The organism is Streptomyces sp. NPDC001822, from assembly GCF_042892135.1.
In the GTDB taxonomy this organism is placed as follows: domain Bacteria; phylum Actinomycetota; class Actinomycetes; order Streptomycetales; family Streptomycetaceae; genus Streptomyces.
On sequence record NZ_JBIATW010000017.1, the window covers coordinates 45159 to 58813 of the forward strand.

Genomic DNA, 13655 nt, shown 5'->3' on the forward strand with positions numbered 1-13655 from the left:
GTTGTTCAGCTGAGCGAGGGCTCCGGCGTGCGGTCGGTGGCCATGGTGCGGGGTGCCGGGTCGTCGCGGTGCCGGCGCCCGCCCACCAGTACGGCGGTCAGGCCGAGGACGGCCCACAGGGCGAGGGTGAGCGCCGGTCCGCCGGCCGCGTGACCGTCGAAGAAGGCGACCGACCGCAGCAGTGTGCCGCCCGCGCCGGGCGGCAGCCACTGCCCGAGCATGCCGACGGGGGCGGGGAGCAGTTCGGGGGCGCTGGTCACGCCGGAGAACGGATTGCCCAGCAGCACCATCAGCAGCGCGCCCAGCCCGATTCCGGGAGTGCCGAGCAGGGCGGCGAACCCTGCCACCGTCGAGCCGATCGCTGCCACGGTGAGTCCGATGACGCCCGCCTCGGCCCACCAGTCGCCGGTGATCACGCCGAGCCAGCTGCCGGCCAGGGCGGTCGCCACGAGGCCGACCAGGGCCGCGGCGACGATCAGGGTCGCGGCCGCCCTGGCCCCGCGGAGCTTGAGCAGGGTCACGATCGCTCCGGCGGCGACTCCGGCGAGGGCGAGCGGGAGGATGCTCGCGCCGAGCGCGCTGCCGCGGGGGTCGGCTTCCGGCGCGGCGACGACATCGCTGACGGGTATGCCGCCCCCGCCGGGCGCGGCCGCGGCCACCGCCCCCGTCAGCAGCTGCGAGACGACCGGGCTCGCGGCCGAGGCGGTGAGCAGCCGCGGACCCTGGGCGGTGACCACGACCGCCCCGTATACGACCCGGTCCTCGATCGCGGCGCGGGCCGCGGCCTCGTCCGTGTACCGGTGGATCTCGAAGGCTCCCTCCTCCCGCTCGAACCGCTTCTGCAGCTGATCGGCGGCCGGTGCCGCTCCGGCGATGCCCACGGGCAGGTCGCGAGGCGCGATGCGGGCGGCGGGCCAGGCGAAGGCCCAGAGGGCGAGCGTCACGACCAGGGGGACGAGGAGGACGGCGGCCGCCGCCCGGCGGTTCGGTGCAGCGGGCATGGAGGATGCCTCGTTTCAAAGAGAAGGATCGTTCGTTTTTCCTTCCTCACTGTGACCGCGCGCCGGGAAGCTTGTCAAGAATGAATGTTCGTTCTACGATTTCCGGATGGCACGCGTATCCCAGGAGCACCTCGACGCCCGCCGCCGGCAGATCCTCGCCGGTGCCGCCCGCTGCTTCGCCCGGAACGGCTTCCACGGGACGTCGATGCAGGATGTGCTGAAGGAGGTCGGACTGTCCGCGGGGGCCGTCTACCGCTACTTCGCGGGGAAGGACGACCTCATCGCGGCCATCGCCGACGACGCGTTCGGCGGTATCCGGCACGCCTTCGAGGACGCCGCCGAGATCACCCCGCCGCCCACTCCGGACGTGCTCCTCGGCAGGGTGCTGCGCACCTTCCTGGCGGGGCAGTTGTACGGCATGGAGCGGCGCACCTGCGCGGCGCTCATCGTCCAGGTCTGGGCCGAGGCACTGCGCAGCGACCGCCTGTCCAAGGCCTTCGGTGACGGTTACGCCGGCATGCGCGTGGGCTGGGCGAAGCTCGTGGAGGCCTACCGCGCGGCCGGGCTCATGCACGCCGACGTGTCCGCCGACGACGTCGCCCGCACGATGATCGCCACCGCCCAGGGGTTCATGGTGCAGGAGGCGCTGTTCGGCGGCGTCGAACCCGAGGTCCTGGAGAACGGCCTGCGGGGCCTGATGTCCATGGGTCCGCAAAAGATCAGTTAACGCGCCGGAAAAACTTCCGCCCTAACGTGCAATACCTGGCCGCGGAATCCTCTTCATCGTTCAACAGAGTGTTGAAGGAGGGGTAGGGTCCCGCTGCGCCCGGGGCCGGTACCGGGCGGATGACGAAGAGGGTGGAAGCGTGCAACTGACTCCGCACGAACAGGAACGCCTGCTCATCCATGTGGCGGCCGACGTCGCCGAGAAGCGCAGGGCGCGCGGCTTGCGGCTCAATCACCCCGAGGCGATCGCGCTGATCACCTCGCACCTCCTGGAAGGCGCCCGCGACGGACGGACGGTGGCCGAACTCATGGCGTCCGGCAGAAAGGTGCTCACCCGCGACGACGTCATGGACGGCATCCCGGAGATGATCCACGACGTCCAGGTCGAGGCCACCTTCCCCGACGGCACCAAGCTCGTCACCGTCCACGAGCCGATCGTCTGACGGGGGAGCAGGCGATGATCCCCGGAGAGTTCCTGTACGCGGAAGGCACGGTGCCGCTCAACGAGGGGCGTCCCGTCACCCGCCTCACCGTCCTCAACGCGGCTGACCGGCCCGTCCAGGTCGGCTCGCACTACCACTTCGCCGAGGCCAACAGCGGTCTGGAGTTCGACCGTCCCGCAGCCCACGGACTCCGGCTGAACATCGCGGCCGGAACCGCCGTGCGCTTCGAGCCCGGCATCCCCGTCGACGTCGAACTCGTCCCGCTCGCGGGCCTGCGCATCGTCCCCGGACTGCGTGGCGCAACCGGAGGTCCCCTCGATGCCTGAGCTCAGCCGCCCCCTGTACGCCGACCTGTTCGGCCCCACCACCGGCGACCGCATCCGGCTCGCCGACACCGATCTCGTGGTCCGCATCGACGAGGACAGGTCCGGCGGCCCCGGGCGGGCCGGGGACGAAGCCGTCTTCGGCGGCGGGAAGGTGATCCGCGAATCGATGGGCCAGGCGCGTACCACCCGTGCCGAAGGCGCGCCGGACACCGTCATCACCGGTGCGGTCGTCCTCGACCACTGGGGCGTCGTCAAGGCCGACATCGGCATCCGCGAGGGCCGGATCACCGGTATCGGGAAGGCCGGTAACCCCGACACGATGGACGGTGTCCACCCGGACCTCGTCATCGGGCCCGAGACCGAGATCATCGCGGGCAACGGCAAGATCCTCACCGCGGGTGCCATCGACGCGCACGTGCACTTCATCTCGCCGACCCTGGTCGACCAGGCCCTCTCCTCCGGAATCACCACACTCGTCGGCGGCGGCACCGGCCCCGCCGAGGGCACCAAGGCCACGACGATCACCCCCGGCCCCTGGCATCTTGCCCGTATGTTCGAGGCGCTCGACGGATACCCCGTCAACATCGGACTGCTCGGCAAGGGCAACACGATGTCCCGGGACGCCATGCACTCCCAGCTGCGCGCCGGTGCGCTCGGATTCAAGATCCACGAGGACTGGGGCGCGACTCCCGCCGTCATCGACGCGTGCCTGGGCGTCTGCGAGGAGACGGGGGCGCAGCTCGCCATCCACACGGACACACTCAACGAGGCCGGCTTCGTCGCCGACACGCTGGCGGCCATCGCGGGGCGGTCCATCCACGCGTACCACACCGAGGGTGCCGGCGGCGGGCACGCGCCCGACATCATCAGTGTGGTCTCGGAGCCCTACGTACTGCCCAGTTCCACCAACCCGACCCGGCCCCACACGGTCAACACCATCGAGGAACACCTCGACATGCTGATGGTGTGCCACCACCTCAATCCCACCGTGCCGGAGGACCTGGCCTTCGCCGAGTCCCGCATCCGGCCCTCCACCATCGCCGCGGAGGACGTCCTCCACGACCTCGGCGCCATCTCGATCATCTCCTCCGACTCCCAGGCGATGGGCCGGATCGGTGAAGTGATCCTGCGGACCTGGCAGACCGCCCATGTCATGAAGCGGCGGAGGGGAGCGCTGCCCGGCGACGGCGCCGCCGACAACAACCGGGCCCGTCGCTATGTCGCCAAATACACCATCAACCCCGCCGTCGCCCAGGGGCTGGACCGTGAGATCGGCTCCGTCGAGTCGGGGAAGCTCGCCGATCTGGTCCTCTGGGACCCGGCCTTCTTCGGGGTGAAACCGCAGCTCGTCATCAAGGGCGGTCAGATCGCGTACGCACAGATGGGTGACGCCAACGCGTCGATCCCCACGCCGCAGCCGGTCATGCCGCGGCCGATGTTCGGTGCCGTGGGGAGGGCCCCCGCCGCCAACTCCTTCAACTTCGTCTCCGCCGCGGCCGTCGAGGACGGACTCCCCGAGCGGCTGGGGCTGGGCAAGAGGTTCGTGCCGATCACCAGCACCCGAGGCGTCACCAAGGCGGACATGCGGGAGAACGACGCGCTGCCACAGGTCCGGGTCGACTCCGACAGTTTCGCCGTCACCATCGACGGTGAATCCGTCGAGCCCGCTCCCGCAGTGGAACTCCCCATGGCCCAGCGGTACTTCCTCTTCTGACAGCAGGCGGCACCTCATGACGACGCGCGCAGCACTGCTCGTCCTCGCCGACGGCCGGTTCCCCGCCGGTGGCCACGCCCACTCCGGTGGCGCCGAACCGGCCGTCAAGGCGGGGCACATCCGTGACGCCCGGGACCTGGCGGGCTTCTGCCTGGGCAGGCTCCACACCGCCGGCCTCACCTCCGCCGCACTCGCCGCCGCCGCGGCCCACGGCCTCGATCCGCTCGCGCTCGACGAGGCCGCCGACGCCCGGACCCCCTCGCCCGCTCTCCGCGCGGTCGCACGCAAGCTCGGCCGCCAGCTGATGCGGGCCGCCCGCGCCACCTGGCCCAGCCCCGAACTGTCGGCACTCGCCGCGGCCCTGCCCCGCGGGGCCCACCAGCCTGTCGTCCTCGGCCTCACGGCCCGGGCGGCGGGACTCGGCCCCGAGGACGCGGCCCACTGCGTCGCCTACGAGACGGTCAGCGGCCCGGCCACGGCGGTGGTCCGGCTGCTGTCCCTCGACCCCTTCGAGGCCGCCGCGGTCCTCGCCCGCCTCGCACCCGAACTCGACCGCGTCGCGGAGCAGGCTGCAGAGGCGGCACGCAAGGGCATCGACGCTCTGCCCGCCGCCTCGGCCCCGATGCTCGACATCTCCGCGGAGGCCCACGCGGCCTGGCCGGTCCGCCTGTTCGCCTCCTGAACCGCTGCTCGCTCCCCGCACCCCCGATGCCCACCGCCAAGCCACCACCAGGAGCCGCACCCATGCACCTCGACCACGCCCATCACGGTCCCGCGGCCGTCAGCGCCGACGCCGCACGCCCCGACGGCACGCGCCGGGCCCTGCGCATCGGCCTCGGCGGGCCGGTGGGCTCCGGGAAGACCGCGACCGTCGCGGCACTCTGCCGCGCACTGCGCGACAGGCTCTCCATCGCCGTCGTCACCAACGACATCTACACCCGCGAGGACGCAGCCTTCCTCCTGCGGAACGCCGTGCTCCCGCCCGAGCGCATCCAGGCCGTGGAGACGGGAGCCTGTCCGCACACCGCGATCCGCGACGACATCTCGGCGAACCTCGAAGCGGTCGAGGAACTGGAGGACTCCGTCGGCCCGCTCGATCTGATCCTGGTGGAATCCGGCGGCGACAATCTGACCGCCACCTTCTCCAAGGGCCTCGTCGACGCGCAGGTGTTCGTGATCGACGTCGCCGGCGGCGACGACATCCCGCGCAAGGGGGGCCCGGGGGTCACCACCGCCGACCTGCTCGTCATCAACAAGACGGACCTCGCCCCCTACGTGGGTTCCGACCTGGGCCGGATGGCGAGCGACGCCGCGGAACAACGCGGCGACCTGCCCGTGGTGTTCACCTCCCTGAAGGCCGAGGACGGCGTCGCCCCCGTCGCCGACTGGGTACGGGCCCGGCTCGCGGCCTGGGTCGCATGAGCGTCACGGCCACCGCCCGGATCACCGCGGTCGCCGACGGCCGCGGTGGCACGGCACTCCCCGTGCTCCAGAGCGAGGGTCCCCTCGCCCTCCGCCGGACGAGATCGCCGGACGCCGTGCACACGCGCGTCACCGTGATCGGCGCCATGAGCGCGCCCCTGGGCGGCGACCGGCTCGCCGTCGAGGTACGGGCCGGAGACGGGGCGCGGCTGACGGTGAACTCCGCCGCCGCGACCGTGGCACTGCCCGGCGCCCACCGGGACGACGCCCCGGCGTCCTACGACGTGCGGCTCGACGTGGGGGAGCAGGCGGAACTGCGCTGGCTGCCCGAGCAACTGATCTCGGCCAGGGGCAGCGTCCTCGAGATGACGACCCGTGTCGAGCTCGCCCCCTCCGCCCGCCTGGTACTCCGAGAGGAGCAGATCCTGGGCCGCCACGGTGAGCCCACCGGACGGCTCTCCACGCGCCTTTCGGTGCGCAGGGGCGGGCGGCCCCTGCTCGATCAGCAGCTGACGTTCGGGCCCGGCGCCCCCGGCGGATGGGACGGTGCGGCCGTCCTCGGGGGCCACCGTGCCGTGGGCCAGCTGCTGGTGGTCGACGCCGCCCTCGCCGACGACCTGCCGGCCCCCAGGCTGCTGGGGCCCACCGCCTCACTGGTGCCTCTGGCCGGGCCCGGCGTACTGGTGACCGCCCTCGCCCCCGACGCACGGCTGCTGCGCGGCCTTCTGGACGCGGCGCTGAGCGAGCTCCTGGAGGGGGCAAGGCCGCCCGTGGAGGCCTGAGTTCGCTCAGCGGGACAGGGCGCACCGGTTATTGGTTCGGTAAAGAAACACGTGTACGCCCTGTTCTCGGCAACCTCACAGACGAAAGGATCGGCCGAAGGCATGCACAACGGCGCCGTCATCGGCGGCGCATCACACAGGGGGAGGTTCCACTTTGAGACGCACAGCACTGCTCGGTTCGGCCGGCACTCTGATCGCGGGCACGCTCATAGCGGGCGCGATAGCCGCACCGGCCGCCGGTGCCGACGGGCGCCACCACGGCGACCGAGAGGCGCGCGGTGTGCAGACAGCCGCTGCCCGGGCCGCCAGGGCCGGCATCGACTGGAAGGACTGTCCGGCGGACTGGGCGATAGCCGCTCCCATCCAGTGCGGATGGGTCAGCGTTCCGCTCGACTACAGCAAGCCGGACGGCAAGCAGATCAAGCTCGCGGTCGACCGGCACACCAGCACCGGCACCAAAGCCGAACGCCAGGGTGCCCTGCTCTACAACCCCGGAGGCCCCGGCGCCTCCGGAATGGCGTTCCCGAAGCGCATCGTGACCAAGAACCCCCTCTGGACGAACACCGCGAAGTCGTACGACTTCGTGGGCTTCGACCCGCGAGGCGTCGGCCACTCGGCGCCCATCTCCTGCGTCGACCCACAGGAGTTCGTGAAGGCCCCGAAGGCCGACCCGGTTCCCGACAGCGAGGCCGACAAGCGGGCGCAGCGCAAGCTCGCGGCCGAGTACGCCGACGGCTGCGCCGAGCGCAGCGGCGAGATGCTGCCGCACATGACCACCCCCAACACCGCACGCGACCTGGACGTCATCCGTGCCGCGCTCGGTGAGCGGAAGCTCAACTTCCTCGGTGTCTCCTACGGCACCTACCTGGGCGCGGTCTACGGCACGCTCTTCCCGTCCCACGTACGCCGCATGATCGTGGACAGCGTCGTCGACCCCTCGACGGACAACATCTGGTACGAGGCCAACCTCAACCAGGACGTCGCCTTCCAGACGCGCTGGGACGACTGGAAGGCGTGGGTCGCCGACAACGACGCCACCTTCCACATCGGGAACACCCCCGAGAAGGTCGAGCAGGCCTGGCTGACGCTGCGCGCCGCTGCCAAGAAGAGCCCGATCGGCGGCGTCGTCGGACCCGCCGAGCTCATCGGCTTCTTCCAGAGCGCGCCGTACTACGACTCCGCCTGGGCACCCACCGCGCGGGTCTGGAGCGCCTACCTGGGTGGCGACACCCAGGCGCTGATCGACGCCGCCGCGCCCGACCTGTCGGACACCGCGGGCAACATCAGCGCGGAGAACGGCAACGCCGTGTACACGGCGGTCGAGTGTGCCGACGCCAAGTGGCCCACCAGCTGGAAGAAGTGGGACCGCGACAACACGAGGCTGCACCGGGACAACCCGTTCATGACCTGGGCCAACGCCTGGATGAACCTGCCCTGTGCCACCTGGCCGGCCAAGCAGCAGAGGCCGCTCGAGGTCCGTACCGGCAAGGGGCTCCCGCCGGTGCTGATCGTGCAGTCCACGCGTGACGCCGCCACCCCGTACGAAGGCGCCGTCCAGCTGCACAAGCGCTTCAAGGGCTCGCGTCTCATCACCGAGAAGGACGCCGGCTCACACGGTGTGACCGGCCTGGTGAACCCCTGCATCAACGAGCGGGTGGAGACCTACCTGCTCACGGGTGAGACCGACCGGCACGATGTGACGTGCACCCCGCACGCCACGCCCAAGCCGTAACACCCCCGAGGACGTGAGCGGGCGGCCGATGATTCCCGGCGGCCGTCCGCTCACCCCGGGGCCGCACCCGTGAAGCCCCGCCGTCCGCGGGGCGTACGTCATCCGGGTGGAGCCGGACGGCGGGCTCACTGCTTCGGGCCGTACCGCTCCAGCCAGGCGTCCTCCGCCGCGTAGTCGAACAGCGCCTCGCCGTAGGTCCGTGCCATCTTCGGGAAGACCTGCTGCCACTCCCGCCCCCGCAGCCGGGCCGCCAGCCATTCGACCGTCTCCGGCAGCGACCGGACGTAGTCCGTCACGGGGCGGTAGCCCAGCTCCCTCTCGGCCGCTGCCATGTCGTAGACGACGGGATGCGCACCGCTCCACGGGGTCTCACCGATCCCGCCCTCGGGCGGAGGGCCCGGCACCAGCACCGTCTCGGTCGTCAGCCCCAGCACCTCGTCCACGGCCGCGCCGATCTCGGCCACGGTGGGCGCGTCCGGATCGGCGGCGTTGAGCACCCGCGAGCCCGGTCGCGCGGCCGCGAGCCGGACGAGCTCGGCGACGTTGGACACATGGACCGGATGGAAGCGGCTCAGCCCGTCGTGGGCGAGAACCCGCCGTCGGCGGCCGTCCAGCAGACGCTTCACGAAGTAGAGCTCGCGCGGTGCACGGGAGTGCCTGCCGTGGACAGCGCCCGCCCGCAGGAGCGTCACCTGCAACGCATCGCCCAGCGCCAGCAGTTCACGCTCCAGGAGGACCTTCCGCGTCCCATAGGTCGCGTCCCCGGCTGCGACGGTGCGCTGCGTCTCGGGGATCGGCACCGGACAGCGCGGGAAGCCGTCGGGCTCGCCCTGCGTGTCGAAACTGCGGCCGCGGTCGTCCTCGTACACGGCGCCGCTGGACATGACGACGGCGGACCCGGTCCTGTCCGCGAGTGCCGCCACCTGCGCCGCGTGGCGGCGGTCGAAGGCGACCATGTCGACGAGTACGTCGCAGCCGTCGCCCAGCGCGGCCTCCAGCGCTCCCTCCTCGTCACGGTCGACGGCCACGGGGCGGACCCCTTCGGCCCAGTCGCCGTCGCGACCGCCCCCGCGCGAGGCCGCCGTCACGTCCCAGCCCTCCTCGGCGAGGACCCGCACAGCGACCCGCCCGATCTGTCCCGTGGCGCCCAGCACGAACGCTCGTCCTCTGCTCATACGGAAGACGCTATGACGCTGACGACCGCCGGACCAGGCACATCGGCTGTCAGCAGATTTCCCGCTCAGCGTGACCGGCGCGGGAACTTCCTGGGCTGTTCGGTGGCCTGGGCGGCCTTCGCCTTGACCGCGTACTCGTCGACGTACTCCTGCCCGGAGAGACCCAGGATGGCGTACATGATCTCGTCGGTGACCGCACGGATCGCCGCCTTCTGGTCCTCCAGTCCCGCGTAGCGGGAGAAGTCGAGCGGTTCGCCGAAGCGGATCGCGACGCGCCTGACCTTCGGCATCTTCTGTCCGGGCGGCTGGATCTCGAAGGTCCCGACCATCGCGCAGGGGATGACCGGGACCCCGGCCTTGATCGCCATCACCGCGACGCCGACCTTGCCCTTGTAGAGGCGTCCGTCGTGGGACCGGGTGCCCTCCGGATAGATGCCGAGCAACTCGCCCCTGCTCAGCACTCCCAGGCCCTCGCGGATGGCGGCCTGCCCCGCTTCCTTGCCCGAACGGTCCACGGGGATCTGGCCGATGCTGTGGAAGAAGGCCGCCGTCAGCTTCCCCTTGACCCCGGGGCCGGTGAAGTACTCGGCCTTCGCGAGGAACGTGATGCGGCGCTTGAGGATCGCGGGCATCAGGAAGTGGTCGGAGAAGGACAGGTGGTTGCCCGCGACGATGGCCGCACCGTCATCGGGAATGTGTTCCAGTCCCTCGATGCGCGGCCGGAAGGTCAGCCGGAGCAACGGACCCAGCACGACGTACTTCAGGACGTAATAGAACACAGCTTCTCTCCTAGCCTTCTGGTGATCGATCGTAGCCGTGTTCCAGGTGCCTCCAAAGGTCCTGGGAAGCACATCGTGCCCTGTCATGGGCGACCGGCGGGGCGGGGGCGCCCGACCGCACACGCCGCCGCGGCCGTACGCCCGCTATGTCCCACCGCTCGGCCTGATGGAGCGTCATCATGCTGTGCCGTGTGCCCGCCGCGCCCGAGAAGCAGACCTGCCCGGGGCGCGGCGACGGGTCCGCGCGTGGTACGACAGCGGGAGAACGGGGTGCTCCGAGTCCGCAGCGGCGTGGGCCGACAGGCCTAGGCGCGGCGGTGGGGGCGGCCCGCGGTACTCCTGGCGGCCTTGCCGCCCGACCGTCCTGCCGTGCTCTTGGTCTTCTTCGCCGCGGGCTTCGCGGCGGCCCGCTTCCTCGCCGTCGCCTTCTCGGTAGGGGCCGGCCTTCTCGCCGCCGCCGTGGTCCCGGCCTTGGTCCTCGCGCCCGACCGGGACTTCTCGGCCGTGTCGGCGTGTCCGGCACCGCTGGACTTCGCGCGGCGCCCCGGCACCCGGTGGGGACGCCTCTCGGGCGGGCGTCCGTCCTCCTCGTCCTCCTGCTCCGGCTCGTCCGGGGCGCTCCGGACGGCCTCTCCGGAAACCGTGTCCACGGCGGCGTCGCCGACGGATTCCACGCCCCCGCGGCTCACCTCTCCGGCGGCGGCACCCACGCTGCCCACGGCCGCGCCCGTCTCCTCACCGACGGCCTCGGCCGCCGCCCCCGCCCCGCGTCCGACATCGCTCACCGCCGCGCCGGCCCCCTGGCCCAGCTCTCCCACGGCCCGCCCCGTGCCGGACGCGATGTCCTCCAGCGCCGTCCCCATGCCACGCGTCAACTGCTCCAGCACCTGGGGATTGCGGTCCACCGTGGTGAGGAGCCGGGTGACGACCACGGCGATGTTGTGGAGCCGCACCCTGAGCTGTGCCTGCACGTCCACGCCCTCGACGTCCAGCTTCACGTGACCCAGCCGCACGTCGGCGCCGACGTTCAATTTGAGCAGGTCCAGCACCTCCGCCTGCAGGGAGACATGGGCCTCCAGGTCGTCGACCTCCAGATCTATCTCGTCCACGTGGAGAGCGGGAACATCGAGAAAGACGTCCGACGGGCCCCTGTCGGGACCGTGGTCGTGCGAGCGTTCGACCTCGTTGCTGTTCGAGTCGTTGGGGTTCGAGCCGTGGTCCTCGTGACCGGTGCTTTCGGGGCTGGGCATGGTGCGCGCACATCCTCGGTCGGTAAGCCTGGTGATCTCCCCGTTCAAGTGTCGACCGGGCGAATCCGCGACGCAATATCCGAGTGGATATGCCGGGACGGAGCGCCGCAGGGTGGGGGAGTGCGAATCCGGGCGTGCGTCTGTGCGGGTTATCGCTCGACGGGGAATCGCATGCCCTCCGGGAATACAGGAGGTGCTGCTCCGTGCGGCGCGCACCGTCGGTGGCGAAAGGGAGGGGAGTTTCCATCCGACTTCACCGGGTACGAGGCCGAAGAACCTGATCGCGGCGCCATCGGAGGTGCTGCGGCAACGAAAAGAAGGAGACCCTCACATGCTCAAGGCAATCGCGGATGTCCTTCGCTCCATCGGTGGAGCCATCGCCACCGTGGTCACTCTGCCCTTCCGTGCTGTCGCCCGGCTCTTCGGCGGCGCTTCCGACACGGCGCACGGCCACCACTGAGCCTCCGCGCCGAGCGGGAATCACGCGCCCCGAAAATGACTCGGCCTCCCGGTCCCGACCGGTCATGAAAACCGCGGAACCGGATCGGTGAAGAATTCACGTACCAAACAGAGGAAATCGCAGACGCCGCAGGCCGGTGATTCGCAGACGCCGCATGCCGGTCATTCGGAGATCTGTCGTCTCAGCGGCTGCCGATCCGCTTGATCCTGTTTCCGCCCCGCAGCCCCGCAGCCGGTGCCGGGGTCCGGGGCGGGCGCCGCATGGCCGTCCGGTCCACCGGGGTGCGTCAGCCCCGCACCAGCCGGGCCAGTGCCCATCGCGCCGGAGCGGCGTACGCCGCGAGGGCGATCGCCGGACCCTCGACGACGAGGCCGGTGGACGAACCTCCCGGCCGACGGCACACCTGATGGCGCAGGCGGAGGCGGACGGGGCCGATCCGTACCCGCCACGCCCACTCCCACCGCTCCTCGTCGACGGACTCGACGACGAACGCCGCCGTCACGCCGAACAACGAGACGACCTCACCCCGCATGCCCGCCGTCAGGCGTTCCCCGTCCACGCGGACCGCTCTGATCTGCGGCGACCAGCTCGGCCAGCGGGCCGGCGTGACATAGCGCAGCCATACGTCCTCCGCCTCGGCGCGCCCCGTGGCGCGCAGGGTCATGACGGCCATCGGGCCGCCGCCCCGGCTCTCAGACCTCGCCGTCGACGAACTCGTTGAGCGCCTTGCCCGGCCGCAGGCTCGCCCCGCCGTCGGCGTGGTGGAAGCTGCCGAACCCCACCAGGGTGACCACCGCGCCCGTCCTGATCGCCTCGGCGATCGCACCTGCCTCGGCGACCGTGCCGAACAGGGCATCGACGACTCGGCCGATCCGTTCGGGCGAGAGCTCGCCGTCGTCCGCCGTCCTGTGCGCGACCGCTTCGATCAGCCCGGACCTGTCCATCAGGAGCACCCACTTCGCGACGTCGGGACCCGCGACCGGCAGGTGCGTACACCGGCATCGGTCGCGCGTAACTACACAACGTCACCATGATGGCACTGCAGGTGCGCACCCGCACGCGGCGGTGGACCGCGCCCGGTCTCGCCGCTGCCTAGTCTGGCCGCGTGCACACTCTGGAACTCCTGCCCGACGAGCCGACCGAGAACGCCGTCCGGGACGTGTGGGCGGCGCTGTCGCGTGCGGGCCTGCCCAGCCTCGCCGCCCACCGGCATCCGACGAACCGCCCGCACCTCACGCTCGCCACCGCGGACGTTCTTCCGCCGGACGTGCGCGAACGGCTTGCGGAGGCGCTGGCCGTCCTGCCGGTGCCGCTGCGTCTCGACGGACTCGTACGGTTCACGGGCGGGCGGACGCGGGTGCTCGCCTGGGCGGTCAGCCCGGACGAGGCCCTGCTGCGCCTGCACGCGACGGTGTGGCGCATCCTGCGGGAAGCGCCGGGCGACGAGCGGTCCCGTCCGCTCCACGACCCGGCGCGCTGGGTTCCGCACGTCAGCCTCGGCCGCGGCACGGGCTGCCCCGCGGCCTCCGCAGCCGAACCGATCCTGATGGCCGCGGGGACGGCGACCGGTGTCCTGGAGGGCCGGTGGACCGGGGCACGGACCTACGACTCGGAATCCCGCACCACCGCCCCGCTCTGCCGCTGAGACACCGCCTGCGCCCCCACGGTCCCGTCCCCGTCAGGTGTCGCGCGTGGCCGCCATCCCCAGGGTGGCGAGTCCCAGCACCACCCAGCCGAACCAGAGCCAGCCGTTGCTCCCCAGCGCCACCGTGTACGCGGTCACCGCGACCAGCGTGCCGACAGTGAGCACTCCCATGGTCTTCGTGGATCCAGGCATGAGCGCAC

At 71.5% G+C, this 13655-nt stretch carries 17 protein-coding genes; 10 read left to right on the forward strand and 7 right to left on the reverse strand.

The features are described 5' to 3' along the window. Nucleotides 1-5 precede the first annotated feature (5 nt). Nucleotides 6-1001, reverse strand: coding sequence for an ABC transporter permease (locus tag ACFYY2_RS29925; protein ID WP_388748770.1), 996 nt, complete (start codon nt 999-1001; stop codon nt 6-8). A gap of 106 nt (nt 1002-1107) precedes the next feature. Here ACFYY2_RS29925 and ACFYY2_RS29930 point away from each other — a divergent pair, with 106 nt between their 5' ends. The 8 genes from ACFYY2_RS29930 (at nt 1108) to ACFYY2_RS29965 (ending at nt 8146) form a co-directional block, all read left to right on the forward strand. Beyond that, entirely contained in the window at nt 1108-1728 is a 621-nt protein-coding gene (locus ACFYY2_RS29930; RefSeq protein ID WP_388748772.1) for a TetR/AcrR family transcriptional regulator, read from the forward strand. A gap of 139 nt (nt 1729-1867) precedes the next feature. Then, nucleotides 1868-2170: an urease subunit gamma gene (locus ACFYY2_RS29935; protein ID WP_104790628.1), complete on the forward strand. Its 303-nt coding sequence runs from the start codon at nt 1868-1870 to the stop codon at nt 2168-2170. A 14-nt stretch (nt 2171-2184) separates the two neighbouring features. Further along, nucleotides 2185-2496, forward strand: coding sequence for an urease subunit beta (locus tag ACFYY2_RS29940; RefSeq protein ID WP_388748775.1), 312 nt, complete (start codon nt 2185-2187; stop codon nt 2494-2496). Continuing rightward, nucleotides 2489-4210: an urease subunit alpha gene (locus ACFYY2_RS29945; RefSeq protein ID WP_388748777.1), complete on the forward strand. Its 1722-nt coding sequence runs from the start codon at nt 2489-2491 to the stop codon at nt 4208-4210. Before ACFYY2_RS29940 ends, ACFYY2_RS29945 begins: the two co-directional genes overlap by 8 nt. Nucleotides 4211-4226: 16 nt before the next feature. Beyond that, nucleotides 4227-4892: an urease accessory protein UreF gene (locus ACFYY2_RS29950; protein ID WP_388748779.1), complete on the forward strand. Its 666-nt coding sequence runs from the start codon at nt 4227-4229 to the stop codon at nt 4890-4892. 62 nt (nt 4893-4954) lie between these two features. Then, nucleotides 4955-5632 carry an urease accessory protein UreG gene (ureG, locus tag ACFYY2_RS29955; protein WP_388748781.1) on the forward strand — a complete coding sequence of 226 codons (678 nt, stop codon included), beginning with the start codon at nt 4955-4957 and terminating at the stop codon, nt 5630-5632. After that, nucleotides 5629-6414, forward strand: coding sequence for an urease accessory protein UreD (locus ACFYY2_RS29960; protein ID WP_388748783.1), 786 nt, complete (start codon nt 5629-5631; stop codon nt 6412-6414). The genes ureG and ACFYY2_RS29960 overlap by 4 nt, the downstream gene beginning before the upstream one ends. Before the next feature lie 154 nt (nt 6415-6568). Beyond that, nucleotides 6569-8146, forward strand: coding sequence for an alpha/beta hydrolase (locus ACFYY2_RS29965; protein ID WP_388748785.1), 1578 nt, complete (start codon nt 6569-6571; stop codon nt 8144-8146). Nucleotides 8147-8271: 125 nt separating this feature from the next. Here ACFYY2_RS29965 and ACFYY2_RS29970 read toward each other — a convergent pair whose 3' ends face one another. The 3 genes from ACFYY2_RS29970 to ACFYY2_RS29980 form a co-directional block, all read right to left on the reverse strand. Beyond that, entirely contained in the window at nt 8272-9300 is a 1029-nt protein-coding gene (locus ACFYY2_RS29970) for an NAD-dependent epimerase/dehydratase family protein (protein WP_388748953.1), read from the reverse strand. Between the two features lie 86 nt (nt 9301-9386). After that, a complete protein-coding gene (locus ACFYY2_RS29975) occupies nt 9387-10100 on the reverse strand; it encodes a lysophospholipid acyltransferase family protein (RefSeq protein ID WP_388748787.1) in 714 nt (237 codons plus the stop codon). 305 nt (nt 10101-10405) lie between these two features. Then, nucleotides 10406-11350: a hypothetical protein gene (locus tag ACFYY2_RS29980; protein ID WP_388748789.1), complete on the reverse strand. Its 945-nt coding sequence runs from the start codon at nt 11348-11350 to the stop codon at nt 10406-10408. 331 nt (nt 11351-11681) lie between these two features. On the opposite strand from ACFYY2_RS29980, the gene ACFYY2_RS29985 reads away from it, so the two are divergent. After that, entirely contained in the window at nt 11682-11810 is a 129-nt protein-coding gene (locus tag ACFYY2_RS29985) for an LPFR motif small protein (RefSeq protein ID WP_267883626.1), read from the forward strand. A gap of 286 nt (nt 11811-12096) precedes the next feature. On the opposite strand, the gene ACFYY2_RS29990 is transcribed toward ACFYY2_RS29985, so the two are convergent. Together ACFYY2_RS29990 and ACFYY2_RS29995 are read right to left on the reverse strand one after the other, a co-directional pair. Then, entirely contained in the window at nt 12097-12483 is a 387-nt protein-coding gene (locus tag ACFYY2_RS29990; RefSeq protein WP_388748791.1) for a polyketide cyclase/dehydrase, read from the reverse strand. 19 nt (nt 12484-12502) lie between these two features. Next, complete coding sequence (locus tag ACFYY2_RS29995; RefSeq protein ID WP_388748793.1) at nt 12503-12754, reverse strand: HU family DNA-binding protein; 252 nt, start codon at nt 12752-12754, stop codon at nt 12503-12505. Nucleotides 12755-12915: 161 nt separating this feature from the next. Here ACFYY2_RS29995 and ACFYY2_RS30000 point away from each other — a divergent pair, with 161 nt between their 5' ends. Next, on the forward strand, nt 12916-13455 hold the full coding sequence (locus tag ACFYY2_RS30000) for a 2'-5' RNA ligase family protein (RefSeq protein ID WP_388748795.1): 540 nt from the start codon (nt 12916-12918) through the stop codon (nt 13453-13455). 33 nt (nt 13456-13488) lie between these two features. On the opposite strand, the gene ACFYY2_RS30005 is transcribed toward ACFYY2_RS30000, so the two are convergent. Beyond that, nucleotides 13489-13647: a hypothetical protein gene (locus tag ACFYY2_RS30005; RefSeq protein WP_327121010.1), complete on the reverse strand. Its 159-nt coding sequence runs from the start codon at nt 13645-13647 to the stop codon at nt 13489-13491. Nucleotides 13648-13655: the final 8 nt, after the last annotated feature.

Coding starts and splice junctions, on each gene's coding strand:
- ACFYY2_RS30005 (WP_327121010.1), bottom strand. CDS start 13,647: ATGCCTGGATCCACGAAGACCATGGGAGTGCTCACTGTCGGCACGCTG.
- ACFYY2_RS29990 (WP_388748791.1), bottom strand. CDS start 12,483: ATGGCCGTCATGACCCTGCGCGCCACGGGGCGCGCCGAGGCGGAGGAC.
- ACFYY2_RS29925 (WP_388748770.1), bottom strand. CDS start 1,001: ATGCCCGCTGCACCGAACCGCCGGGCGGCGGCCGCCGTCCTCCTCGTC.
- ACFYY2_RS29950 (WP_388748779.1), top strand. CDS start 4,227: ATGACGACGCGCGCAGCACTGCTCGTCCTCGCCGACGGCCGGTTCCCC.
- ACFYY2_RS29980 (WP_388748789.1), bottom strand. CDS start 11,350: ATGCCCAGCCCCGAAAGCACCGGTCACGAGGACCACGGCTCGAACCCC.
- ACFYY2_RS29995 (WP_388748793.1), bottom strand. CDS start 12,754: ATGGACAGGTCCGGGCTGATCGAAGCGGTCGCGCACAGGACGGCGGAC.
- ACFYY2_RS29960 (WP_388748783.1), top strand. CDS start 5,629: ATGAGCGTCACGGCCACCGCCCGGATCACCGCGGTCGCCGACGGCCGC.
- ureG (WP_388748781.1), top strand. CDS start 4,955: ATGCACCTCGACCACGCCCATCACGGTCCCGCGGCCGTCAGCGCCGAC.
- ACFYY2_RS29940 (WP_388748775.1), top strand. CDS start 2,185: ATGATCCCCGGAGAGTTCCTGTACGCGGAAGGCACGGTGCCGCTCAAC.
- ACFYY2_RS29985 (WP_267883626.1), top strand. CDS start 11,682: ATGCTCAAGGCAATCGCGGATGTCCTTCGCTCCATCGGTGGAGCCATC.
- ACFYY2_RS29930 (WP_388748772.1), top strand. CDS start 1,108: ATGGCACGCGTATCCCAGGAGCACCTCGACGCCCGCCGCCGGCAGATC.
- ACFYY2_RS29945 (WP_388748777.1), top strand. CDS start 2,489: ATGCCTGAGCTCAGCCGCCCCCTGTACGCCGACCTGTTCGGCCCCACC.